The sequence below is a fragment of the Stenotrophomonas sp. 1L-E-5-B-C3 genome (genome assembly GCF_057292075.1).
The window spans coordinates 297,462-319,493 of record NZ_JBXAWS010000001.1 but is presented as its reverse complement, the minus strand read 5'-3'; the positions used below and the strand labels follow the sequence as shown (position 1 = coordinate 319,493).

The following is a 22,032-nucleotide window of genomic DNA, read 5'->3' as shown; positions in this document are numbered from 1 at the left end:
CAGCAAAGCGGTGGCGCAGCCGGCAAGGGCTGCGCCAGTTGTGGTCAGAGGTCCTTCTTCTTTCCGCTCAGATCCAGCGGCCTGTCACTGCCCTTGCGCTCGCTCGACCACACTTCCATGCTCTTGTTGCAGCGGCTCTCGCGGGCCGCCACTTCGCGCGGCAGGTCCTTCAGATGCGGCGACTCCTGGCAGGCCTGATGCATGTTGCTGTCGTCATAGGTGGCACATGCGCTGAGCGATGCCAGGGCGATGGCGGTAAGGGAGGCGCGATACAGGGGCTGCAGGGTCATGGCGTGGTCTCGGGGGTAATGCCGGGTGGCCATGGCATTCCAATCCGTGACCCCCGGCACGCACAATCCGACTGATCGCACTTGTTATCTTGTAACGTTTAAGTGATAGTCGCGCGCTTGCCCGGATCAGGCGAGGCAGATCATCAGCACCGTGCACAGCACCAGCATCAGCACGAACACACGCCGGCTCAATGCGAGGCAGGCCAGATAGGCCGCCAGCGCCCAGGCGCCCAGCAGTGCACAGGCCAGCAACCAGAGGCCGATCACCATCAGTGATCCACTCGCCAGCGCAGACAACGCAATCGCTTTGAACAGGGCCACGCCCAGCACGCTGCCGAGCACGCCGGCCTGCAGGGCAACGGCATCGTGGCGGGCAGGGGCAGGGTGGCGGAACATGCTGGCCAGAGTGGTCACATGGAAGGGCGGCGCAGCTACTGTGCCCGACCCCATATCCACGCCGCGTGTACTTCGTGTGCGCCATGTGCCTGCAGCAGGGGCGCTCAGTCGAACTCACCCTCGGCCGATTCTAGCCGTTGCCGGTAGGCAGCGCGGTGCTGATACAAACGCTGGCATTCGGCCGACCTGTGGATGCGGCTGCCGGGTTCGTTGGCTACCGAGTCGCACATCCGCGCGATGTGGTTGTTCTCTGCCAGCTCGGTGACGAAGAACACGGCCGTGATGCCGGTGCCGAGCAGCACGACATACAGCAGGCGGCTGAGCCAGCGCGACAGCTTGCGCTCGAAGTGCTGCTGGATGGTCAGGTCGAAACGGATGATGCTGAGCACGATCCAGACGATCGCGACCAGGAAGCAGAGCGTGGGCAGCAGCCCGCGCCAGAGTCCCGCTTCGTATACCGATTCGTTGTAGTGCACGGCAGCCCCGGCACCGGCGATGGCGATGGCAAGTGCCCAGTTGCGCCCCAGCGAGAGCAGGTCGTCGAGCAGTTTCTCGCGGTCCTTGGTCGGTGCTGCTGCCACGTCGGTTCCTTCTGCATGTTGCGATCGGCGGCGGGGTGCCGCCGATCCTGCAGATGGTGGGGTATTGCCCCGGCGATGAGAAGCCTTGCCGGCTCAGTGCGCAGCCGCGCGTTCCCCCATCCAGCGTCGGTAGCGGCGGGTCCGGCATGTGGCCGCGGCCTGTGCCAGCAACAGTGCCCACACCGGCGAGACGCCGGGGGCGGTTGGTTGGCGTCGGCTCAACCGGCCCAGCTGGTACTTCACCGCGGCCATGTGTGCACTGGCCGCCAGCGGCTTGCTGCGCCAGTCGATGTTGCGCAGGCTCGGCACCTGGTCGCGGCCTTGCTGCCAGTGGTGTGGCAGGTCCGGCTCGATCGCCAGCGCGGTGGCGATGCCGACCATGGCAACACCGCTGTCCAGCACCTGCTCGGCCACTACACGGCGACGGATGCCGCCGGTGACCATCAGCGGCATCGTTGCCACCGTGGCGATCTCGCGTGCGAATTCGAGGAAGTAGGCTTCTCGGGCCAGGCTGCGGCCGTCGCGTGCGGCGCCGGTCATCGCCGGCGCTTCATAACTGCCGCCGGACAGTTCCACCAGATCCACGCCCAGTGGTGCCAGCATCTCCACTACTGCGCGCGCCTCCTCGGGCGAGAAGCCACCGCGCTGGAAATCGGCGGAGTTGAGCTTCACTGCCACCACGAAGGCGGGCGACACCGCTGCACGCACACCCTGCACGATCTCCAGCAGCAGGCGCGCACGGTTTTCCAGGCTGCCGCCCCAGTGGTCCTCGCGCCGGTTCGACAGCGGTGACAGGAACTGACTGAGCAGGTAGCCGTGCGCGGCATGGATCTCCACCCCGCTGAAACCGGCACGTTCGGCCAGTTCGGCGCTGCGGATGAAGCGGGCAATCACTTCCTCGATGTCGGTTCCGGTCATCGCCCGCGGCGGTGCGAACTGCTTGGACAGGGCCCCCAGATCCATCGCTACCGCTGACGGTGCCAACGCCGGTTGACCGAGCGCGGCCGGCATCTGCCGCCCGGGGTGGTTGATCTGCATCCACATCTGCGCACCGCGCGAACGAGCGGTGTCGGCCCAGGCGATGAAGCGATCGAGGTGGCGATCGTCTTCCAGCACCACGCCGCCGGGACCGGTCATGGCACGGCGGTCGACCATTACGTTGCCGGTAATGATCAGCCCGGCGCCGCCGTCGGCCCAGCGCTGGTACAGCTGCAGCAGCGCGGCCGAGGGCGCGTGGTCGGCGTCGGCCATGTTTTCTTCCATCGCCGCCTTGGCGATGCGGTTGCGGATGACGGCACCGGAAGGCAGTGCCAGAGGCGAGAACAGCGACATCGGACAGCTCCAGGACAGGGGAATAGCGCTACGCTAACCTTCAAGTTTGATTGAAGGTCAACGGGTTCCAATGTCGAGGATTCAGGCAGATGAAGATCGGTGAGCTGGCGCGACGCACCGGCCTTGCCGCGTCGCGCATCCGCTTCTATGAGGACGAAGGGTTGCTGGTTGTGCAGCGCCAGGCCAACGGCTACCGCGACTATCCGGAGCAGGCGGTGCTGCTGCTGGAACTGATCACCGGTGCGCAGCGCGCCGGTTTCAGCCTTGAAGAGATCCGCGCGCTGTTGCCGCCGGACATGGGCCAGTGGCAGCACGAGGCACTGATCACGATGCTGCAGCAGAAGGTGGCCGATATCGAAGCGCTGCAGCTGCGGCTGGCAGAGAGCCGTGCGCACTTGCTGGCCCTGATCCAAGACATCCAGGCGCGGCCGGAGGGCATCGATTGCGCGGCCAATTCGCAGCGGGTGCTGGACCGGGTGAAGCGTGGTGAGCTGGCGCGGCCGACGCTGGCGGCCGGCGATGTGGCGATGCTGCGCCCGGATCGCCGCCGCCGCATGGGCAACGGCTGACGACCCGGCGCGGTGTTCAGTGGCTGCCTGTGACGGCGATCTTGCGCTTCTTGTCCACCATCACCGCCACGCACCACAGCAGCAGGCCGCCGATCGCGGTGGCTGCACCGACGTAGCCAGTGCTGGCCGGGCTGAAGCCGGCGCTGATCGCCATGCCACCCAGCCACGGGCCGAGCGCGTTGGCGGTATTGAAGGCGGCATGGTTGGAAGCGGCAGCCAGGGTCTGTGCTTCGCCGGCCACGTCCATCAGGCGGGTCTGCAGCACCGCAGCCAGCGCACCCATGGTGCCGACGGTGATGATCATCGGGCCGATGGTCCATACCGACTGTGCGGCCAGCGGATACAGCAGCAGCATCACGATCGACCACAGCAGCACCACCGCAGCGGCCTTGAAGTGGAACTTGTCGACCAGCCAGCCACCGGCGATGTTGCCGATGATCGCGCCGATGCCGAACACGCCCACGGCCAGCGGCATCCACGATTCGGCCACGCCGGTGACCTGCACCAGGGTCGGCGCCAGGTAGGTGAACACGCAGAACATGCCGGCGAAACCGACCGCGCCGATCGCCAGCGCCAGCCACACCTGGGTGGTGTTGAAGGCACGTAGTTCGCGCATCGGCGAGGTGCGCACCTCGTCCGGGTCCGGCAGAAGGAAGCGCGCGATCATCACCACGGTGGCGATGGCCAGCAGGCTGACCAGGGCGAAGGCGGTGCGCCAGCTCAGCTGCTGGCCCAGCCAGGTGGTCAGCGGGTTGCCGATCAGGATCGCGATCGACAGGCCCAGCAGAACCCGCGACATCGCCTGGCCGCGCTGGCCGGCCGGACTGATCGCGGCGGCCACCAGCATCGCCACGCCGAAGTAGGCGCCATGCGGCAGGCCGGCAACGAAACGTGCGATCAGCATCGTGCCGTAGTTCGGGGCCAGGGCGCTGGCCAGGTTGCCGACGGCGTAGAAGCCCATCAGCGCCAGCAGCAGCTTGCGGCGCGGGAAACTGGCGCCGACGAAGGCCAGGATCGGCGCGCCGACCACCACGCCGATGGCGTAGGCGCTGATCAGGTGGCCGACCTGGGTTTCGCTGATCGACAGGCCGCGGCTGATTTCCAGCATCAGGCCCATGCTGGCGAATTCACTGGTGCCGATGGCGAAGCCGCCCAGTGACAGGGCAAGGATGATCAGGGTGCGCTGACGGGGCGTCAGCCGCGCAGCCAGGGAAGAGTTGGGGCTCATGCGGGGGCGCGATGGGGGCGGGGAGCTCGCCATTGTACTGCTGCACCGCAACAGCAGCAGCCACGCTGGCGGTAAAACAGCGTTTGATCCGTGGGGTTGCGGCAAGCCGGGCATGGGCTCGGTACGACGGCAGGTTCGGGGCGCTGTTGTCGGCGTCCTGCATGTAATGACGACATGGACGTCGGCATGATGCGAAACACAGGGGCTGCGGAGTGCTGGAACAAGGAGGATGTCGATGCAGGAATTCAGGCATGTGCTGGAGACGCGCGGCCGCTATCAGCTGGTAGCGGTGTCCTACGCGCCGGTGTACGCTCCGGGCGATGTGGTCGGCCATGCGGTCGTAGCCGACGATGGGGATCGTCTGACCGACCTGATGTCGCTGGCCGAAGCGCGCCAACGCCTGCAGGCACTGGTGCGTGAAGAGGGCGAGGAGCCCGGGCTGGAGAACGAAAACCACCTGCGGAAGAAGGCGTCGCGCTGGCGCCGCCGCTAGGCCGTCGCGCCCTTGTGCGCATCATGGAGGATCCGGGTGTTGCCCAGTAAGAAGTATCTGCTCATCGCCATCATCACGCTGGCGACCCTGCTGCTTGGTTTCGTGTTTTCCGGTTACCTGACCCTGCTGTTGCTGGGGCTGGACACCAAGCTGTTCACATGGAATACCTACTACCAGTACTTCAACGCGCTCGGCCAGCCACAGGTCGCGCCCTTCGTGGGCAAGATCAAGTGGGCCGGCTATCTGGGTTTCGGCCTGCCGCTGCTGGTACTGCTGGTGACCGGCCTGGTGCTGCTTCTGAAGAAGGACAAGCGCTCGCTGCACGGTGACGCACGCTTTGCCACCAGCGCCGACCTGTCCAAGCACGGCATGTTCAAGAAGACCGGCCAGAGCATCGTGGTTGGCAGCCATGGCGGCAAGCTGGTGCGGCTGGACGGCCAGCAGTTCGTGATCCTGGCCGCGCCGACCCGCTCGGGCAAGGGCGTGGGCGTGGTCATTCCGAACCTGCTGGAGTACGGCGAATCGCTGGTGGTGCTGGACATCAAGCAGGAGAACTTCGACCTGACCAGCGGCTGGCGTGCCAGCCAGGGCCAGGAGATCTACCTGTTCAATCCCTTCGCCGAAGACCGCCGCACGCATCGCTGGAACCCGCTCAGCTACGTCTCCGACGACCCGGCGTTCCGCGTTTCGGATCTGATGAGCATCGCCGCGATGCTGTATCCGGATGGTGCCGAGGACCAGAAATTCTGGGTCAGCCAGGCGCGCAATGCGTTCATGGCCTTCACCCTGTATCTGTTCGAGAACTGGGATGACGAGCGCAGCAGTGGCTTCCCGGGCGGCTCGGGCACGCCCACCCTGGGCGCTGTCTACCGGTTGTCATCGGGTGACGGCAGCGATCTGAAGAAGTACCTCAAAGCCTTGTCGGAGCGGTCGTTCCTCAGTTCCAACGCGCGCTCGGCGTTTGCCAACATGCTGTCCCAGGCCGATGAGACCTTCGCCTCGATCCTGGGTACCTTCAAGGAACCGCTCAACGCCTGGATCAACCCGGTGCTGGACAAGGCCACCAGCAGCAACGACTTCCTGCTGACCGATGTCCGCAAGAAGAAGATGACCATCTACATCGGCATCCAGCCCAACAAGCTGGCCGAGAGCCGATTGATCATCAACCTGTTCTTCAGCCAGCTGATCAACCTCAACACCAAGGAACTGCCCAAGTCCAACCCGGACCTGAAGTACCAGTGCCTGCTGCTGATGGACGAATTCACCTCGATCGGCAAGGTCGAGATCATCGCCTCGGCGGTGTCCTACATGGCCGGCTACAACATCCGCCTGCTGCCGATCATCCAGAGCATGTCCCAGCTCGATGCCACCTACGGGCGGGAGGTGTCGCGCACGATCATCACCAACCACGCGCTGCAGATCCTGTACGCGCCGCGTGAGCAGCAGGACGCCAACGACTACTCGGACATGCTGGGTTACACCACCATCCGCAAGAAGAACGTCACCCATGCCCGCGAGAAGACCCACAGCTTCACCGAGGAGCGGCGCGCACTGATGCTGCCGCAGGAGCTGAAGGCGATGGGGCCGGACAAGGAAGTGTTCCTCTACGAGGGCATACCGCATCCTGTGAAGTGCGACAAGATCCGCTACTACAAGGATCGCTACTTCACCTCGCGGTTGCTGCCGAAAGTGGATGTTCCGATGCTTAACGTCTAATTCACGACGCTAAATTTGTGACGTGGATTCACATTCATTGACGTGAATTCGTGAGCTGAGTCAAAAAAACATCATCTGTTCATAGAAATTCAGACTTGTCTGACATGGAATTGACGCGCGGTTGTGCGACCCTGTGTTCGTCATCCAGAAATGTGTGCTGGGTGTCAAATGTTGTAGAGCAGGGTGGCCAGGAGTTTGTGCCATGGAAACAAGGATGGTTTCGACGTTGGAGATGTGTGCGGGTGTGTCGTCGGCAATGACTGACGGCCCCGTCACCTGGTTGGCAGCTTTCGGGCTGCAGGGGAACCGGGGCAGGTGTGCTGCGAGCCAGCGCGTCTTCCCGTTTCCGGTGCGCGTGATGCGGCGCCGGACGACCAGGGAGCCAATGTTCGGGACTGCTTTTTCGTACGTCAAAGTGAAGCCCGTATGAATCAGGCGTTTATCGCGAAAATATCCGTCGCCGCAGTCGCGGCGCTGATGGTGGCAGGGTGTGCCACCAAGTCCGCTCCCGATTTCGGAGGGCGCTGGAAGCCGGTCAACCGTTTCGCTGCGGCGACGACCGAGATCCCGCTGTACTCCAGCTACGTCTACCAGGCTTCGCCGATGGATGGCACGCTCAAAGCCATGCTCGAGCGCTGGGCCAAGGATTCCGGGCGCACGCTGGACTACCGCCTCAGCTCGGACTTCACGCTGTACGGCGCGGTCTCGAACATCGACACCACCAATGCACAGCAGGCCGTGATCGATCTCACCGCGGCCTATGCGACGCAGGGTATCTCCGTCTCCATCGTTGGCAACCAGATCGTTGTGCAGAGCGCTGGCGCGACGCCGACCGCGTCGGCGCAGGGCGCTGATTCCAACAGCGGCACCTGAGTCCACCTCGAAACCATCGAACGTGCCGCTCCCCGCGCCTGTCGCAGGGGCTTCACGCCCATTGATGTTTCAGCAGTACGGAAGAATCCATGTTCCGCAAGAAGGATCCCGGCAACAGTCCCAAGGTCGAGCAGTCGGTCGCCAAGGCGGTCAGCTACGAGATCACCGTGGCCGACATGGCGCGTCGCAGCGAGCGTCGTGCCTGGTGGGTCGCCACGGGCTCGCTGTTGATGTCGCTGGCATTGGCCGGTGGCTACTACTACATGCTGCCTCTGAAGGAGAAGGTGCCGTTCCTGGTGATGGCTGACGCGTACACGGGTACCGCGACGGTCGCGCGCCTGAGTGGCACCTTCCAGGGCGAGACCATCACCAGCAACGAAGCGATCAATCGCAGCAATGTGGCCCAGTACGTGCTGGCGCGCGAGTCGTACGACTCGGCGGTGATGGGCCTGCGCGATTGGGAGCTGGTGTTCGTGATGTCCACCGATCCGGTGGCGCAGTCGATGCGCGTGCGTTATGCCGGAAACAATCCACAGAACCCGTTCGTCATGTACGGCCGCGAGCGCGCCATCCGGGTCAAGATCCTCAGCATCACGCCGCTGGGTGCTGAGCCGAATGGCAGCTTCCGCGGTGCTTCGGTGCGTATCCAGCGCAGCCTGCTGGACAAGCGTACCGGCGTTGCCACTTATCTGGACAACCAGCTGGTGACGATGCGCTTCGGCTACAACCAGAACCTGGCGCTGTCCGAACAGGATCGCATCCTCAATCCGCTGGCCTTCCAGGTCACCGAGTACCGAGTCGACAACGATTATTCGCGTGGCGTACCGGTGCCGGATGACGGCGCCATGCAGGCACAGGCGCAGCAGGCAGCACAGGCCGCGCAGCAGGCCCAGGCGGCCTACGATCCCAACAATCCGGCCGCAGCCACGATGATCGATCCGGCCACCGGCCAGCCGGTCGCCGTTCCGGCCAATGGCCAGGTGCCGGGTCAGCCCGTGCAGGGCCAGCCGGTACAGGGGCAACCGATGCCGGCGCAGCCGGTGCCGGGTCAAGCAACACCGGGGCAGGCCATGCCCGGTCAGCCGGCCATGAGGCCGGCGCAGAACAATTCCACCGGAACTGCTGATGGAGCAAGCAACCGATGAGTAGTCGAAATATCAGGGGAAGCGCACTGGTGCTGCTGTCGATGTTGTCGCTGTTGTTTTCAGCAGCGGCGATGGCGCAGGCGGTGGACCACTACGAGTACGAGAAGGACCGCATCTATCCGGTTCGCACCGGCCTGGGCCTGACCACCCAGATCGAACTGAGCCCGAACGAGAAGATCCTCGACTACAGCACCGGCTTCAGCAGCGGCTGGGAACTGACCCGTCGCGAAAACGTGTTCTACATCAAGCCGAAGAACGTCGACGTCGACACCAACATGATGGTGCGCACCGAGACTCATTCCTACATCTTCGAGCTGAAGGTGGTGGCCACTGATTGGCGCCAGCTGGAACAGGCCCGTCGTGCAGGCGTGCAGTACAAGATTGCCTTCGTCTATCCCAACGACACCGTGTTCGGCGTCGCCCAGGAGGCGGTCGAGGAAGAGGCCAAGCCGCTGTTGAGCTCTGAACTGGCCAAGGACCGCCAGTACAACTTCAACTACTCCTATTCGACCAGCAAGGCGAAAAAGATGGGGTGGTTGATCCCGGTCAACGCCTACGACGATGGCCGCTTCACCTATCTGAAGCTGCCGAACTCGCCGGAATACAAGACCGGCATATTCCCGGCCGTGTTCGGCCGTGAAACGGAATACGGTGAAGACTTCGTGGTCAACACCACGGTTGAAGGCAATACGCTGATCGTGCACGGGACGCACCCGTACCTGGTCATCCGCCATGGCGACTTCGTCGTCGGCCTGCGAAGGAACGTGAAGAAATGAGCCAGCAGAACACTCCCGGAAACGACCCGAACAACGGACGCGACGAGAGCCAGAGCCCGTACGGCGCACAGGGTGCCCCGGACGCGCCGTCGAATCCGTACTTCGGCACGACCCAGGCTGAGCCTGCGCCGGATCTGGATGCGGCCGCGCCGCAGCTGCGCTCGGCCGAAGAACAGCGGTTGAACCGCAAGGCGCTGCTGTTCCTCGGTGGCATCGTGCTGCTGCTGATGGCAATGGGCTTCCTGCTGTTCCGCAAGGGCCAGGATAGTGATGACGCCGTGCAGAAGGTGCCGGATGTCGCACGTGCCAGCACGCCGACACTGCCGGACGTTGCGCCGCCTCCGCAGGCGCCGCCGACTGCCGCCGAACCGATTCCGATGCTTCCGCCGATGTCGCAGGACGAAGGTCCGAAGCTGGTGCCCATCGCATCCCGGCCGGAAGCCATGGAACCCCGTGGGCCGACGCTGGTCGAGCGCCGGATGGCTGGCGTGGATGATGCCGCGCTTGCCGCAGGCAATCGCGCGCAACCGCAGCGCAGTGCGATCGACGAGCAGACCCGCCAGGCGCTGCTTGCGAACATGATGCCCAACCAGCAGGGGCAGCAGAAGATCCGCCGTGGGCCGGACGTGGAAGACGTCTCCAGTGCCACCTACATCCAAAGCCCCGATGCCCTGCTGGTGCGCGGCACCTACCTGCGATGCGTGCTGGAAACCCGCATCATCACCGATCTCGCCGGCTATACCTCGTGCCTGCTGACCGAGCCGGTGTACTCGATCAATGGTCGCAACCTGCTGCTGCCCAAGGGCTCCAAGATCTATGGCGCCTACGGCGGCGGTCCGATCGGCAAGCGTGTGGAAGTGATCTGGGATCGCATCACCACCCCCAATGGTATCGACGTTGCGATGTCCAGCCCGGGCGTGGATCAGCTGGGCGGCGCCGGTCATCCGGGCCAGTACAGCGCGCACTGGGGCAGCCGTATCGCCTCAGCGCTGATGATCAGCCTGATTTCCGATGCCTTCAAGTACGCAGCCGCCGAGCATGGTCCGGAGACGACCACCATCGCCAACAACGGCATGACTGTGCAGTCGCCCTATGAGAGCGCTACCGCTCGCACGATGGAGCGCCTGGCTAACGAGGCACTCAGCAGCAATCGTCGTCCGCCGACTGTCACCATCAATCAGGGCACGATCGTGAACGTCTACGTTGCCAAGGACGTCGACTTCACCAACGTGCTCCACCCCCGCCGGTAACCCAACGAACGATCATGGACGCCGAAGTGTCACCCCTCGCCCTCGTCTCCAGCGATTTCCTGCGCTATCAGTACGAAGTGCTGGGCATCGCCGAGTACATGACTTCCCCGGAAGTGACGGAAATCTGCATCAACCGTCCCGGTGAGCTGTACCTGGAAACCCGGGCGGGGTGGCAGCGGGTAGACGTGCCGAGCCTGACCTTCGAGCGGGCCCGGCAGTTCTGCACGGCGGTGGTGAACGAGAGCAACACCGGCCAACGCATCACCGATGCTGATCCAGTGGTCTCGCTCACGTTCCCCACCGGCCAGCGTGCGCAGTTCGTGATTCCGCCGGCGTGCGATGCAGGGAAGGTGTCGATCACCATCCGCCTGCCTTCCAAGCACACCAAGTCGCTCAGCCAGTATCACGAAGATGGGTTCTTCAACCAGATTCTGGAAAGCGATGGCAGCATCAGCGAGCAGGATCGCGAACTGCTGGAGCTGCGTCAGCAGCGCGAGTACGCCGAGTTCTTCCGGCGTGCGGTGATGTACCGCAAGAACATCGTGGTATCCGGTGCGACCGGTAGCGGCAAGACCACCTTCATGAAAGCGCTGGTCAATCATATCCCGGACAGCGAGCGCTTGGTCACGATCGAGGACGCGCGCGAGCTGTTTCTGACCCAACCCAATGTGGTGCACCTGCTGTACTCCAAGGGTGGGCAGAGCACCAGCAACGTCAGCGCCAAGAGCTGCATGGAGGCCTGCCTGCGCATGAAGCCCGAACGCATCATCCTTGCCGAGCTGCGCGGCGACGAGGCGTTCTACTTCATCCGCAACTGCGCGTCCGGCCATCCGGGTTCAATCACCAGCTGCCATGCAGGCAGTCCGGAGCAGACCTGGGACCAGTTGGCCCTGATGGTGAAGGCTTCCACCGAAGGTTCGGGCCTGGAATTCAACGTGATCAAGCGACTGTTGATGATGACCATCGACATCGTCGTACATATCAAGGCGCATGCCGGTTCACGCTACATCACCGGCATCGACTTCAATCCTGGGCGTGCCCAGGGGCAGGAGGGCTGAAGGATGCTGCCAGGACTGGAAATGATGGCGTGCCCGGAGATGGCGGTGTCGATGGACGTGATGCAGCACGTGATCAACGTCGAATCGTCGCGCAATCCCTATGCCATCGGCGTGGTTGGCGGGGCGTTGGCGCGTCAGCCCAAAGCGCTGGATGAAGCGCTGGCGACGGTGCGCATGCTGGAAGAGAAAGGCTACAACTTCTCCATCGGGCTGGCCCAGGTCAATCGCTATAACCTGGGCAAGTACGGTCTGGATTCCTACGAGAAGGCTTTCCAGCAATGCCCGAACCTGCAAGCGGGTTCTCGGATCCTCGCCGAGTGCTACAAGCGCTCCGGTGGTGACTGGGGCAAGTCATTCAGTTGCTACTACTCGGGCAATTTCGAGACCGGCTTCCGCCATGGCTATGTGCAGAAGGTCTATGACTCGATGCGCCGCGGGCAGCAGCTTGCCAGCAATGGTGTTGCGCCGATCGATGTGGTGAGTCGCGGTGAACGCCGCAGCGTGAAGGTCGAGCATCATCCGCAGTTGGCCTCTCCGGCGCAGGCCCGGATCGTTGCGCAGTCCAATGGCCCGGTGTACGTGCCGTCGGAAGACCCGGCACGTGCGTATGTCGTGTATCCCTCCACCGGTGCAATGGCGCGGGGCAGCCTGCTGAACATCGCCGACCAGGCGCTTTCCAAGGTGGTGCTGGGTTCGGTGGACAGGATGATGCAGCCCCAGGCGCAGACGGCCCAAGGCGGAGCCTCTCAGCAACAGGCCGCTGGAATTCCGCAGCAGTTGCCGCGACCGGGTGCCGGGCAGTCGATGCCAATGGCGATGCCGCAGCAGTTGCCGGGCGCTGCCAGCGCCGGCAGCGAGGGGCCCGTGATGCTGCGGCCCTGGAGCGAGCGCAACCAGCCTGTGGCCGGTGGCGAAAATTCATTCAATGCACCGGTGCAGGCTGCGCCGTTGCAGCAGATTCCCGCAGGGGATGCGGCCTTCGTGTTCTGACGAAGTCGTGGTGCGGCCAGTCCCCCGGCTGGTCGATTCAGTTGTGTTAGTCCATCAACAAGGAAATCAATCCATGAAGCGATCCAATCTCGACCTCGTCCAGGCCCAGCGCACGCTGAAGACCCTGCTGATGGCCACGATCTTCGTTGGCGCACTGTTCGCCCCGCAGGTGTTCGCTACCAACACCGACTTCGGCGGCACCGACAAGAAGGTCTGCGGTTTCTTCTCCAACATCAACGGCCTGCTGAACATGGCCTCGATCGCCGTGGTGACCATTGCGGTGATCTTCGCCGGCTACCAGATCGCTTTTGCGCATAAGCGCATCGGTGACGTCGCACCGATCCTGATCGGTGGCGTGCTGATCGGTGCCGCCGGCCAGATTGCGCGCATGCTGCTGGGTGAAGGCAGCGACGGCAAGTGCGGTGCTGGCACCAGCACCACCTACTACCTGATCAACAACGCGATCCAGTACTACAGTGCATAAGAACGTCCTGTTCCGCGGTTGCACGCGCCCAGCGATGTTCCTGGGCGTGCCTTATCTGCCATTTTTCATGGTGGCAGGCGGGCTGTTGCTGCTCAGTGTGTACACGAACTTCTGGTTCCTGCTCACCATTCCGGTGGCGATCTTCATCATGCGGCACATGGCCAAGCGTGACGAAATGATCTTCCGCCTGCTGGGCCTGCGACTGATGTTCAAGCTGAAGGTGCGCAACGTGCCGGAACACGATGGCATGTGGGTGTTCAACCCCAATCACTACCGCAACAAGCCGGCCCGAATGGATTGAGGTCCGGATCCGGCCTGGCGGGCGTCCGCGCTCGCCAGGTCTCTTGAAACTCCTTGGCAGTACCTCTTTGGAAGCAGTCGTATGTTCAGTCCTGACACCTCCATCAGTGAGTTCATCCCGTTGTCGTCGCATGTCGCCCCGAACGTGGTCAAGACCACGGGCGGCGACTACCTGCTGACCTGGCATCTGGAAGGGCTGCCGTTCGTCGGCCGAGAGGAGTGGGAGCTCGAGCATCGCCACAACACGTTCAACCGCCTGCTGCAGACCCTGCGCGCACCGGACTTCGTCAACGTCGCTTTCTGGGTGCACGACATCCGTCGCCGCCGCACGCTGAAGGGCAAGAGCAGCTACAAGCAGCGCTTCAACCAGGACGTGTCCGACCAGTACATGGGCATGCTGTCCTCGCAGCGCATCATGCAGAACGAGCTGTACCTGACCATGATCTACCGCCCGGTGGTGGCGGGTAAACGCTTCGTCGAAAAGTCGGCGAACGTGGACAAGCTGCGCGCCGAGCAGGAGCAGGCGGTAGAGAAGTTGATGGAACTGGCCGGCAACGTCGAGGCCGTGATCCGCGACTACGCGCCGTATCGACTGGGTATGTACGAAGCCAAGAATGGCGTTGTGTTTTCGGAAACGCTGGAGCTGTTCGGCTACCTGATCAATCGCATCGACGAGCCGGTGCCGGTGCTTTCGGCACCGATCAAGGATTACCTGCCGGTCAGCCGCCATATGTTCTCGGCTAAGACGGGCGATTTCGCGATCAATACCCCGAATGGTGCCAATCACTACGGCGCCATTCTGAACATCAAGGAGTATGCCGAGGGGACCTATCCGGGCATCCTCAACGGTCTGAAATATCTGGACTACGAGTACGTCATCACCCATTCGTTCAGCCCGATGGGGCGTCAGGATGCGCTGAAGGTGCTCGACCGCACCAAGGGCATGATGATCTCCTCCGGCGACAAGGCGGTCAGCCAGATCGTCGAGCTCGACCAGGCCATGGATCAGCTGTCGTCGGGCAACTTCGTGCTGGGTGAATACCACTTCATCATGGCGGTCTACGGCGACACGCAGGCCAAGCTTTCGCAGAACGTCGCCTCGACCCGCGCCGAGCTATCCAACGCCGGTTTCGTGTCGACCAAGGAAGACCTGGCGGTCACCTCGTCCTTCTATTCGCAGCTGCCGGGCAACTGGCGCTACCGCACTCGACTGGCCAACGTCAGCTCGCTGAACTTCCTGGGCCTATCGCCGCTGCACAACTTTGCCACCGGCAAGCAGCACAACAACCCTTGGGGCGACTGCGTCACCACGCTGCAGACCACCAACGGCCAGCCGTACTACTTCAATTTCCACGCGACCCATCCGTCGGAAAACTCGCTGGGTGAGAAGGCGATCGCCAACACCATGGTGATCGGCAAGTCCGGTACCGGTAAGACCGCGCTGATCAACTTCCTGCTCAGCCAGGTGCAGAAGTACGAGCCGTCGCCGACCATCTTCTTCTTCGACAAGGACCGCGGTGCTGAGATCTTCGTGCGTGCCTGCGGAGGAAACTATCTGGCCCTGGAGAACGGCGCCCCGACCGGCTTCAACCCGTTCCAGTGCGAGAACAACGAAGCCAACGTGCAGTTCCTGGCCGACCTGATCAAGGTGCTGGCCGGCAAGCGCGAATACAGCGCCCGCGAAGAAGAGGACATCTACCGCGCGGTGGAAAGCATGCTCGATACGCCGATGCACCTGCGCAGCATGACCAACTTCCAGAAGAGTCTGCCCAATATGGGCGACGATGGCCTCTACGCGCGCATGCGGCGCTGGACCTCGGGCAATTCGCTGGGCTGGGTATTCGATAATCCGATCGATACCGTTGACCTGAGCAAGGCCAACATCATCGGTTTCGATTACACCGACATCATCGACAACCCAGAAGTGCGCGTGCCGGTCATCAATTACCTGCTGCACCGCCTGGAGTCGTTGATCGACGGCCGTCCGCTCATCTACGTGATGGACGAGTTCTGGAAGATCCTGGACGGCGAGGGTGGTCTGAAGGAGTTCGCCAAGAACAAGCAGAAGACCATCCGTAAGCAGAATGGTCTTGGCATCTTCGCTACGCAGAGCCCGGAGGATGCGCTGAAGAGCGATATTTCCGCCGCACTGATCGAACAGACCGCCACGCTGATCCTGCTGCCGAACCCGAATGCCAGCAAGAGCGATTACATGGATGGCCTGAAGCTGACCGAGGCCGAGTTCAAGGTGGTTACCGCCTTGGACGAGCGTTCGCGCTGCTTCCTGGTCAAGCAGGGCCATGCCTCCAGCGTCTGCCAGCTCAACCTGCGTGGCATGGACGACATCCTGTCGGTGATCTCGGCCTCGACTGACAACATCGACATCATGCACCGGGTGTTGCAGACCGCCGCAGTCCGCAATCGGATCACCGTGGACGAGCTCACGCCGGAGCAGTGGCTGGAAGATTTCTACAAAAGCCGTAAGGGCTCCGGAAAGCCCGAATCCAACAGTAAGGAGGTTGCAGCATGACTGTCGCAACAGACGTGAACGCAGCAAGCCCCTTGAATTCGATGGAGAAGAACATGGAAACCACTGCCCGTACTGCCAAGACGCCGAGCGCAGTCTCCCGGCTCCGTTCCACCGCCATGGCGATTTCCGTCGCCGCATTGCTCAGCTTCCCTGTGAAGGGATACACCATCCCGGTGGTTGAGGTTGGCTTGAATACCTTCAACAGCACGCTGACTGAAGTCCACACGCTTGCCGCTCAGGGGGAAGCCTTGCTCGAGTACAGTAGCCAGGCGCAACGGTTTCTGGAAACAACTCAGAACTGGGCGCAGAAGCTGGCGAAGTTCAATCAGATCATCGCCTCGCCACTGATGCCTCAAGGCGTGAAGCTGGAGCCGGTTCCGCTTGAGTGGAATGTCGCCGAGCGCTGCGGCGCCGGCAATATCATGAGCCTGAGCGGTATCCTCACTGCGTTGGACTTGAGCCCAGGTGGGGACATCATTGCCCAGCAGCGCAACATCTGCGCTGCAATCCAGGTCATGGAGAATCAAAAGTACAACGAGACCGTGGAAGTTGTGCAGAAGACGATGCCCGACATGCGCAAGGTGCTGGACAGGATCAAGGATATCCGCGATCTGTGGAGCGGCGAGGGTGCGATGGCAGAGGCCTCGGCGAATGCAGTCGTTTCTGACGCCTATATGCAGGCGGATTTTGCGACCTGGGAAAAGAAAACCGAAGGGTATGACAAGCAGATTCAGGCGCTGACCAAGATGCAGCAGATTCTTGCGCAGCGCGCATTGAAGGGTACCGGTCAGTCACCTCTCGGTACCGTAGTGAAGGCCGCGGCACTGAAGGCAGCGCTCTCCAACTGATTAGACGCTGCTCCGGTCGAGCTGCAATCACATTCTAGGTGAAGTTATGGATCTTGGGCTGATGGATGGCATGTTGGGGCAAGGCCCCCTGCACATGCTGCAGAATCTGCACGCGTCATCCTCAATTGGTGACTTTGTGTTCTTCCGGCTGATCCTCGATTACCTGCATAAGGAAATCGCGGAGTACGGCGTCAAGCTGCTTGGACGCATGATGGCGTGGGTCGGTGGCATTGCACTGACTCTCATGACGCTCTGGGTGCTGATCCAGGGTTTCCGGATCGCCACCGGTCGCAGCCGCGATTCGATGATGGTGCTCGTGACCAACATGGCCAAGGCTGCGCTGATCGTGTCGGTTGCCACGACCATGGGTATGTTCGGTCGCGAGATGCATGGCTTTCTCATCAATGATGTGAAGAACGAGATCACTTACGTCGTGACCGGGAAGAAGGACTCACCGGAGGATCTGATCGATGAGAACCTGGGCTACATGCAGCTGGCGCTATCCAGCGTTGACGCGCTGGACGTGATGAACGACGTGACGCTGGACAACGCGAAGACCCGAGCCATGTGGTTCATTGGCATGGGCACGGGTGGTCCGGCAGTCACGGCTGGCTCAATGCTTTTGCTGTATGAGGTCGCGCTGGCGTTGTTCATCGGCCTGGGGCCATTGTTCATCCTGTGCTTGCTGTTTGACCAGACCAAGCAGCTGTTCCAGAAGTGGCTGCTCTACGGCATAGGCACGATGTTCTCCATGGCGGTTCTGGCAGCGATGACCGGCATCGCGATGAAGATGGTGTCCAAGGTTGCGTTCGCCTTCTGGGGTAGCACGCTGGCTGGGACGCTGATGGGTGAGAATTTCAGCGAAGGCATGTCGAGCATGGCGCTGCAGCAGGGCGGAATGGGCCTGATCCTGACCACGCTGATCCTGACTGCGCCCCCAATGGCGGCGATGTTCTTCCAGGGAACATTGGGCAGCTTCATGGCATATTCGCAGATAGGCGGTAGTGCAGTACCAGCATCGCCGGGCCCCAATGGTCAGCCGCCGGGTTCGACGGGAGGTGGTCAGAGTTACAAGCCAGAGGCACCGTCCTCAGCTGCGGGATCTCAGTTAGGTGGCGGACAAGCGGTAATGCCAAGATTGCAAGGTGGACATGAGCCTCAGCATCCGTCTTCTGGCCTCAGAGGGAACGCCAGTTCAGGAATTGCCTAGTTTGTTCGCTTGGCTGGAGACGGTGGAGGTACGTTCGCTATGAAGTTGATTGCACATTGGGTGTTGCTCGCCTCGTGCCTGCTGCTATTGGGGGGTGTTGATCGTGCGTGGGCAGAAGGAAACTGCCCGCCCGGGTATTACCCTATTGGCGGGCAGGGCGCGCGCGGATGTGCGCCGATTCCGGGAGGTGCCACTGGAAGCACCGGCTCCTCTGAGATCCGCCTCGCAACTCCGACTGGCAAATGGACCAAGACCTGGGGAGCAATTGCGGAGTCGAAAAGTACGCAGCATGCTGGGGTTTCAACGGGGTTGCGATCCAAGAATGAGGCCGAGCGCGAAGCAGTTTCAAAGTGCGGAGCGTCAGGTGCCCGAGATTGCACGGTCAGCATGAGCTATTTCAACCAGTGTATTTCCTGGGTCATTCCAAGCGGACGATCCGGTGCTGGACGTGCGGGACTTGGGACAGGGGCTACCCCCGAGTTGGCGCATGTCGCTTCGGAAGCAATGTGCCGCAATGATCGCGCAGGACGGTGTGAAGTGTTCTATTCGAACTGTACCAAGCCTTTGTTTGATGAATTCTGATCAAGGGCGTGCGGCAAGGAATATCAGAGCAATGGCACACCAAGAGGTACACGCGCCGGTCGAGTCAATGCGTTGTCTGAGTACCCCAAACGGTCAGCCAAGCGCGCACCTCCCGAGCATCGCCGGGCCCGAATGGTCAGTCGCCGGGTTCGACGGGCAGGCAGAGCTATAAACCGAGTTCGCCTTCTGTGACGCAAGCTGATACTGATGGTGCTGGGCAGGTGGTCAGTCCACGATTGCATGGCGGAGGCGATTCGGTGCCGTCAGCCTCTGGTCTTAGGGGGAATGCCAGTTCCGGTGCCGTCTAGCTGGTCCAATGAGAAGGGAGTGAGGACAGTTTTATGAATGGAGCAAAGCAATGGGTGATTCTTTTCTTCTTTCTTCTCGTCTCATTGACCGAAGTTGCGTTCGCTGAAGGCAATTGTCCGCCAGGGTACTATCCGATTGGAGGTCAGGGCGCCCGAGGTTGTGCCCCCATTCCAAGTGGCGCACCGAGTAGCACATCGAGTGGCGGGATTTCCGAATTGCCCGCAAACTCTCCTACTGGGCGATGGGCCAAGACATGGGGGGCGATTGCTGAATCGAAAACAACTCAGGACGCGGGCACCTCTGTCGGTAAGCGATCCAAGGAGGAGGCTTCTCGTGAGGCAATTTCAAAATGCGGATCAGCTGGTGCTGCTGATTGTTCGGTTAGCTTCACGTATCAAAATCAGTGTGTCTCGTGGGTCATTCCAAGGGGGCGTTCTGGCGCAGGCCGTGCTGGGATTGGATCTGGTCCCACGCCTGAAAGGGCAAAATTCAACGCGCAAGCCATGTGCAAAAATGACCAGCCGGGATATTGCGAAGAGATCTATTCGGACTGCAGTAAACCGATATTTGATGAGTTCTAAGTTGCAGGCTTATGTCGTGCCCTGATATTCCGGTCCATTGATGTGACCGGCATCGCAATGAAGATGGTGTCCAAGGTTGCGTTCGCCTTTTGGTGAAGCACGTCGACGGGTACGCTGATGGGTGAGAATTTCAGCGAAGGTATGTCGAGCATGGCGCTGCAGCAAAGGCGGCATGGGCCTGATCCTGACCACGCTGATTCCCTGACTGCGCCGCCCAATGGCGGCGATGTTCTTCCAGGGAACATTGGGCAGCTTCATGGCATATTCGCAGATAGGCGGCAGCGCAGTACCGGCATCGCCGGGCCCGAATGGTCAGCCGCCGGGTTCGACGGGAGGTAGTCAGAGTTACGCCATGACGTTGAGCAGACCTATTCTGCAGCGGCCGGGACACTGCCCGAGGCGGAGGAAAACGCAGGGAGAATGTATCGATGCCGATGCGAAAGCCTGTCCTCTGGTACTCAACAACTGCACGTGAGGCTACAGGCGATTTGGGGGCGTTGCGCCGCCTTCGACCGTCTTGCTTCGTGGATGCAGCCCCGAATTTTGTGACTGGTAGCGCCATTTCAAGCTTTCGATCTTCGACGCAAGCGACCTCCTCGCGCTAAGCTCTCTTGGCGTCAGAAAAATGACGCTTCGGCGCTACCGATTGCAGGAGCTTTCCCGTCCATGAGGACCCTGTCCCCCCGCTCAATGGGTGACGCTTGCCACCGTCGCTGCCACGGTGCTCCCGGAGCTATCATCCGCATCTGCAGGGTGACTGGCGCGACTGGGCAACGCCACTATGCCTGCCTACGACGCGAGCATCGGCGAGACGATATTGAAGGAGTGGGAGGGGATGGAAGACAGGGCTGGCGCACACATGGACGATGCCCTGGCATTTGTTCCGTCCGGTGCGAACCTGCTGGAAGCGGTCAGGGGCGAGCTCAACGGCGATGGCATCGAGTATCAGCTGCTGGTCATCGATCAGCCGACACCGGAAGGGCTGGTGCCCGGCCAGCACGGACCCAACCGGGTGCTGCTGTTGCTGCGCGGTGACGGACGCGGGCGCTGGCAGCTGGCCGCGCGCAACGACAAGCTGGTGCCGTGTTCTACCCGAGGTGGCCTGGCCGGCGACCCTTTTGCGTATGCAATGGTCGAGGAAGGCACCTTCAGCGTGATCACCAACGGGGGTAGCCGCGAGCGCTGGAGCAGCACCTACCGGTTCCGCTATGCGCCTGCGGACAAGGCCTGCTGGGTGGATGGGGTGAGACGCAAGGTCGTGGATATCGAGACTGAAGCGACCAACATCCGGGATTACTCGGTGGCGGAGCTGGGCAGGGTGCGGTTCGAGGACTTCGACCCGTCCAGTGTCGCCGAGGTGTCGCTTCCATGAGCCAAGCTCCAACCGGCGGAAGGGAATCCGCGCTGATGAAGATTCAGGAGTTGCACTGTGTCGACCGATAGAGAGTCGCAGCTGTTGCGGCAGGCGACCAAAGCCGGCATCGACTCCCCGCTTGAACTGGCCAATTTCATGGCCCAGGCAGGGCACGAGTCGCGCGGCTTGAGCCGGCTCAATGAAAGTTTCAACTTCACCCGGGGAATCTCGCAGATCCCGGTGGAAGCTGCGTGGCGCAATGGCAACGCCGCGCTGGAGAGCGCCCGCCAGGAGGCGCTGCGTGGGCGGCCGGAGAGCCTGGCCGAACTGATGTATGGCGGGCGCATGGGCAATGATGCGCCCGGCGACGCATTGAAGTATCACGGCCGCGGCTATCTGCCGCTGGTCGGCAAGGAAAACTATGAGCGTGCCGGCAAGGCGCTGGATCTGGATCTGGTGAATCAACCGGAGCTGGCCGCGCAGCCTGAGCATGCGGGCCGTATTGCGGTGTGGCAGTGGCAGACGCGCGTGCCGGAGGCGGCGCGCGAGGATGTGCGCGAAGCGACACGCGCGATCAATGGTGGCCTGAACGGCATCGAGGCCCGCCAGCAGCGGTTCGATGTGTGGCAGCAGAAGCTGACACCTGATGTGATGGCGCGGCTGGAGCGGGGCGAAGTGGGGGCGCCGGCGCAGCAGGCCACCCTGCGCGACATGTCGCAGCCGGGCGAGCCGGGACACGCCCTGTTCCAGGGGGCACGCCAGCACCTGCAGCAGATGGGGGCGCAGAGCGGACTGCGCAGTGAGCAGGAACTGGACAACGCCGCCGGCGCGCTGGCGTTGAGCGCGCAGAAGGCCGGCCTGTCGCGTATCGATCATCTGCTGGCGGGCAACGACGGGCGCACGCTGTTTGCGGTGCAGGGCGCGCTGGGAGATCCGGCGATGCTGCGTGCGTCCGTTGACCGGGAGCAGGCCGCCCAGCAGCCGCTGGCGCAGAGCAGCCAGCAGTTGGCTGCCAGTGTCGCCCAGCAGGACCCGGCGGCCGCGCTCGCCCGCGAGCAGGAGCAGCGTTCTCGATCCCTGTAACACCTGATGCCGGCGGGCAGGGGACCCGCCGGCGCTTTACGTACGACGCGTGGC

General features: G+C 62.3%; 24 protein-coding genes. 18 read left to right on the top strand and 6 right to left on the bottom strand.

Annotation, left to right across the window (positions count from 1 at the left end; translation table 11 throughout):
* Positions 1 to 44 precede the first annotated feature (44 nt).
* The 4 genes from AC0Z6F_RS01470 to AC0Z6F_RS01455 form a co-directional block, all read right to left on the bottom strand.
* Entirely contained in the window at positions 45 to 290 is a 246-nt protein-coding gene (locus AC0Z6F_RS01470) for a hypothetical protein (protein ID WP_012511449.1), read from the bottom strand.
* Between the two features lie 126 nt (positions 291 to 416).
* Positions 417 to 686 carry a hypothetical protein gene (locus AC0Z6F_RS01465; RefSeq protein WP_032971045.1) on the bottom strand — a complete coding sequence of 90 codons (270 nt, stop codon included), beginning with the start codon at positions 684 to 686 and terminating at the stop codon, positions 417 to 419.
* A gap of 104 nt (positions 687 to 790) precedes the next feature.
* Complete coding sequence (locus tag AC0Z6F_RS01460; protein WP_478450867.1) at positions 791 to 1,267, bottom strand: hypothetical protein; 477 nt, start codon at positions 1,265 to 1,267, stop codon at positions 791 to 793.
* A 93-nt stretch (positions 1,268 to 1,360) separates the two neighbouring features.
* Positions 1,361 to 2,599 carry an NADH:flavin oxidoreductase/NADH oxidase family protein gene (locus tag AC0Z6F_RS01455; RefSeq protein WP_006374758.1) on the bottom strand — a complete coding sequence of 413 codons (1,239 nt, stop codon included), beginning with the start codon at positions 2,597 to 2,599 and terminating at the stop codon, positions 1,361 to 1,363.
* An 89-nt stretch (positions 2,600 to 2,688) separates the two neighbouring features.
* Here AC0Z6F_RS01455 and AC0Z6F_RS01450 point away from each other — a divergent pair, with 89 nt between their 5' ends.
* Positions 2,689 to 3,168, top strand: a complete 480-nt coding sequence (locus AC0Z6F_RS01450; RefSeq protein ID WP_478450866.1) for a MerR family transcriptional regulator — start codon at positions 2,689 to 2,691, stop codon at positions 3,166 to 3,168.
* 16 nt (positions 3,169 to 3,184) lie between these two features.
* Here AC0Z6F_RS01450 and AC0Z6F_RS01445 read toward each other — a convergent pair whose 3' ends face one another.
* Positions 3,185 to 4,396, bottom strand: coding sequence for an MFS transporter (locus tag AC0Z6F_RS01445; protein ID WP_478450865.1), 1,212 nt, complete (start codon positions 4,394 to 4,396; stop codon positions 3,185 to 3,187).
* Positions 4,397 to 4,631: 235 nt separating this feature from the next.
* Between AC0Z6F_RS01445 and AC0Z6F_RS01440 the strand changes: the two genes are divergently transcribed.
* From AC0Z6F_RS01440 to AC0Z6F_RS01370, 15 genes are all read left to right on the top strand, one after another.
* Positions 4,632 to 4,889, top strand: a complete 258-nt coding sequence (locus AC0Z6F_RS01440; protein ID WP_006374755.1) for a hypothetical protein — start codon at positions 4,632 to 4,634, stop codon at positions 4,887 to 4,889.
* Between the two features lie 36 nt (positions 4,890 to 4,925).
* Positions 4,926 to 6,605 carry a type IV secretory system conjugative DNA transfer family protein gene (locus AC0Z6F_RS01435; protein ID WP_012511444.1) on the top strand — a complete coding sequence of 560 codons (1,680 nt, stop codon included), beginning with the start codon at positions 4,926 to 4,928 and terminating at the stop codon, positions 6,603 to 6,605.
* A 426-nt stretch (positions 6,606 to 7,031) separates the two neighbouring features.
* Positions 7,032 to 7,478 (top strand): hypothetical protein, encoded by a 447-nt coding sequence (locus AC0Z6F_RS01430; RefSeq protein ID WP_006374753.1) that lies wholly within the window; start codon positions 7,032 to 7,034, stop codon positions 7,476 to 7,478.
* A gap of 89 nt (positions 7,479 to 7,567) precedes the next feature.
* Entirely contained in the window at positions 7,568 to 8,623 is a 1,056-nt protein-coding gene (locus AC0Z6F_RS01425) for a VirB8 family type IV secretion system protein (RefSeq protein ID WP_012511442.1), read from the top strand.
* A complete protein-coding gene (locus AC0Z6F_RS01420) occupies positions 8,620 to 9,399 on the top strand; it encodes a TrbG/VirB9 family P-type conjugative transfer protein (RefSeq protein WP_012511441.1) in 780 nt (259 codons plus the stop codon). Before AC0Z6F_RS01425 ends, AC0Z6F_RS01420 begins: the two co-directional genes overlap by 4 nt.
* Positions 9,396 to 10,649: a TrbI/VirB10 family protein gene (locus tag AC0Z6F_RS01415; protein WP_012511440.1), complete on the top strand. Its 1,254-nt coding sequence runs from the start codon at positions 9,396 to 9,398 to the stop codon at positions 10,647 to 10,649. Before AC0Z6F_RS01420 ends, AC0Z6F_RS01415 begins: the two co-directional genes overlap by 4 nt.
* 14 nt (positions 10,650 to 10,663) lie before the next feature.
* A complete protein-coding gene (gene virB11, locus AC0Z6F_RS01410; RefSeq protein WP_154352848.1) occupies positions 10,664 to 11,707 on the top strand; it encodes a P-type DNA transfer ATPase VirB11 in 1,044 nt (347 codons plus the stop codon).
* 3 nt (positions 11,708 to 11,710) lie between these two features.
* Positions 11,711 to 12,697 (top strand): lytic transglycosylase domain-containing protein, encoded by a 987-nt coding sequence (locus tag AC0Z6F_RS01405; RefSeq protein ID WP_197581496.1) that lies wholly within the window; start codon positions 11,711 to 11,713, stop codon positions 12,695 to 12,697.
* Positions 12,698 to 12,770: 73 nt separating this feature from the next.
* On the top strand, positions 12,771 to 13,181 hold the full coding sequence (locus AC0Z6F_RS01400) for a TrbC/VirB2 family protein (RefSeq protein WP_014037648.1): 411 nt from the start codon (positions 12,771 to 12,773) through the stop codon (positions 13,179 to 13,181).
* A complete protein-coding gene (locus AC0Z6F_RS01395) occupies positions 13,174 to 13,482 on the top strand; it encodes a VirB3 family type IV secretion system protein (protein WP_080347493.1) in 309 nt (102 codons plus the stop codon). The genes AC0Z6F_RS01400 and AC0Z6F_RS01395 overlap by 8 nt, the downstream gene beginning before the upstream one ends.
* Before the next feature lie 81 nt (positions 13,483 to 13,563).
* Complete coding sequence (locus tag AC0Z6F_RS01390) at positions 13,564 to 16,011, top strand: VirB4 family type IV secretion/conjugal transfer ATPase (protein ID WP_448123170.1); 2,448 nt, start codon at positions 13,564 to 13,566, stop codon at positions 16,009 to 16,011.
* The gene (locus tag AC0Z6F_RS01385; protein WP_197581500.1) at positions 16,008 to 16,859 is read left to right on the top strand and encodes a hypothetical protein; all 852 of its coding nucleotides are present in this window, start codon (positions 16,008 to 16,010) and stop codon (positions 16,857 to 16,859) included. The genes AC0Z6F_RS01390 and AC0Z6F_RS01385 overlap by 4 nt, the downstream gene beginning before the upstream one ends.
* 61 nt (positions 16,860 to 16,920) lie before the next feature.
* Complete coding sequence (locus tag AC0Z6F_RS01380; protein WP_197581502.1) at positions 16,921 to 18,069, top strand: TrbL/VirB6 family protein; 1,149 nt, start codon at positions 16,921 to 16,923, stop codon at positions 18,067 to 18,069.
* Between the two features lie 39 nt (positions 18,070 to 18,108).
* A complete protein-coding gene (locus AC0Z6F_RS01375) occupies positions 18,109 to 18,651 on the top strand; it encodes a DUF4189 domain-containing protein (RefSeq protein ID WP_197581504.1) in 543 nt (180 codons plus the stop codon).
* 341 nt (positions 18,652 to 18,992) lie between these two features.
* Positions 18,993 to 19,541, top strand: coding sequence for a DUF4189 domain-containing protein (locus tag AC0Z6F_RS01370; RefSeq protein WP_448123169.1), 549 nt, complete (start codon positions 18,993 to 18,995; stop codon positions 19,539 to 19,541).
* 9 nt (positions 19,542 to 19,550) lie between these two features.
* On the opposite strand, the gene AC0Z6F_RS01365 is transcribed toward AC0Z6F_RS01370, so the two are convergent.
* Positions 19,551 to 19,799 (bottom strand): hypothetical protein, encoded by a 249-nt coding sequence (locus AC0Z6F_RS01365; RefSeq protein WP_197581506.1) that lies wholly within the window; start codon positions 19,797 to 19,799, stop codon positions 19,551 to 19,553.
* Positions 19,800 to 20,376: 577 nt separating this feature from the next.
* Here AC0Z6F_RS01365 and AC0Z6F_RS01360 point away from each other — a divergent pair.
* Together AC0Z6F_RS01360 and AC0Z6F_RS01355 are read left to right on the top strand one after the other, a co-directional pair.
* Complete coding sequence (locus AC0Z6F_RS01360; protein ID WP_197581508.1) at positions 20,377 to 20,913, top strand: hypothetical protein; 537 nt, start codon at positions 20,377 to 20,379, stop codon at positions 20,911 to 20,913.
* Between the two features lie 57 nt (positions 20,914 to 20,970).
* Entirely contained in the window at positions 20,971 to 21,978 is a 1,008-nt protein-coding gene (locus tag AC0Z6F_RS01355; RefSeq protein ID WP_012511433.1) for an XVIPCD domain-containing protein, read from the top strand.
* The last annotated feature ends 54 nt before the right edge of the window (positions 21,979 to 22,032 follow it).

Bases quoted from the DNA above. Each gene is read 5' to 3' on its own strand.
- AC0Z6F_RS01470 (WP_012511449.1), bottom strand. From the start codon at position 290: ATGACCCTGCAGCCCCTGTATCGCGCCTCCCTTACCGCCATCGCCCTG.
- AC0Z6F_RS01465 (WP_032971045.1), bottom strand. From the start codon at position 686: ATGTTCCGCCACCCTGCCCCTGCCCGCCACGATGCCGTTGCCCTGCAG.
- AC0Z6F_RS01455 (WP_006374758.1), bottom strand. From the start codon at position 2,599: ATGTCGCTGTTCTCGCCTCTGGCACTGCCTTCCGGTGCCGTCATCCGC.
- AC0Z6F_RS01450 (WP_478450866.1), top strand. From the start codon at position 2,689: ATGAAGATCGGTGAGCTGGCGCGACGCACCGGCCTTGCCGCGTCGCGC.
- AC0Z6F_RS01445 (WP_478450865.1), bottom strand. From the start codon at position 4,396: ATGAGCCCCAACTCTTCCCTGGCTGCGCGGCTGACGCCCCGTCAGCGC.
- AC0Z6F_RS01440 (WP_006374755.1), top strand. From the start codon at position 4,632: ATGCAGGAATTCAGGCATGTGCTGGAGACGCGCGGCCGCTATCAGCTG.
- AC0Z6F_RS01430 (WP_006374753.1), top strand. From the start codon at position 7,032: ATGAATCAGGCGTTTATCGCGAAAATATCCGTCGCCGCAGTCGCGGCG.
- AC0Z6F_RS01425 (WP_012511442.1), top strand. From the start codon at position 7,568: ATGTTCCGCAAGAAGGATCCCGGCAACAGTCCCAAGGTCGAGCAGTCG.
- AC0Z6F_RS01420 (WP_012511441.1), top strand. From the start codon at position 8,620: ATGAGTAGTCGAAATATCAGGGGAAGCGCACTGGTGCTGCTGTCGATG.
- AC0Z6F_RS01415 (WP_012511440.1), top strand. From the start codon at position 9,396: ATGAGCCAGCAGAACACTCCCGGAAACGACCCGAACAACGGACGCGAC.
- virB11 (WP_154352848.1), top strand. From the start codon at position 10,664: ATGGACGCCGAAGTGTCACCCCTCGCCCTCGTCTCCAGCGATTTCCTG.
- AC0Z6F_RS01405 (WP_197581496.1), top strand. From the start codon at position 11,711: ATGCTGCCAGGACTGGAAATGATGGCGTGCCCGGAGATGGCGGTGTCG.
- AC0Z6F_RS01400 (WP_014037648.1), top strand. From the start codon at position 12,771: ATGAAGCGATCCAATCTCGACCTCGTCCAGGCCCAGCGCACGCTGAAG.
- AC0Z6F_RS01390 (WP_448123170.1), top strand. From the start codon at position 13,564: ATGTTCAGTCCTGACACCTCCATCAGTGAGTTCATCCCGTTGTCGTCG.
- AC0Z6F_RS01385 (WP_197581500.1), top strand. From the start codon at position 16,008: ATGACTGTCGCAACAGACGTGAACGCAGCAAGCCCCTTGAATTCGATG.
- AC0Z6F_RS01380 (WP_197581502.1), top strand. From the start codon at position 16,921: ATGGATGGCATGTTGGGGCAAGGCCCCCTGCACATGCTGCAGAATCTG.
- AC0Z6F_RS01375 (WP_197581504.1), top strand. From the start codon at position 18,109: ATGAAGTTGATTGCACATTGGGTGTTGCTCGCCTCGTGCCTGCTGCTA.
- AC0Z6F_RS01370 (WP_448123169.1), top strand. From the start codon at position 18,993: ATGAATGGAGCAAAGCAATGGGTGATTCTTTTCTTCTTTCTTCTCGTC.
- AC0Z6F_RS01365 (WP_197581506.1), bottom strand. From the start codon at position 19,799: ATGAAGCTGCCCAATGTTCCCTGGAAGAACATCGCCGCCATTGGGCGG.
- AC0Z6F_RS01360 (WP_197581508.1), top strand. From the start codon at position 20,377: ATGGAAGACAGGGCTGGCGCACACATGGACGATGCCCTGGCATTTGTT.